1 pseudogene is annotated in these 407 nt (G+C 48.9%); it reads right to left on the reverse strand.

The annotated features are described in order from the left end of the window. Positions 1 to 407, reverse strand: a pseudogene (locus KNQ02_RS15565) (copper amine oxidase); the annotation flags it as partial.

The following is a 407-nucleotide window of genomic DNA, read 5'->3' on the forward strand; positions in this document are numbered from 1 at the left end:
CCTGTGTTCGGCATTGAACCTGGTGTACCGTCCATGAATTTCTCAGGAGATTGCATGACGATCGCGTTACCGAGGTTTTCACCGACACCGTACATGTAAGCATATGACTCGCGGAACGTATCGACTGATCCTTTGTAGTCGCCTTCCGTGTACTGCATGAACGTGTCTTGGACATATGTTTCATGGCCAGCGACTGCTTCTTGTGCTGCTTTCGTCGGAAGGTTTTCTTCCGTTGCTGCTCCGAGGAACGCACCGAAGTCGTTCGAGAACATTTTAAGCATGTTTTGAGCGTCAGCCATCATTTTTTTGTCATCGTTGATGGCTGCTGTGACGAGGTTTGCTTGTGCTTCGATGTGATTTTTCGTCCAAGCTTGCTCGAACTGATCTGCACCGGCTTCACCGTAAAT

The organism is Exiguobacterium sp. s102, assembly GCF_018618635.1.
GTDB classification, from domain to species: domain Bacteria; phylum Bacillota; class Bacilli; order Exiguobacteriales; family Exiguobacteriaceae; genus Exiguobacterium_A; species Exiguobacterium_A oxidotolerans.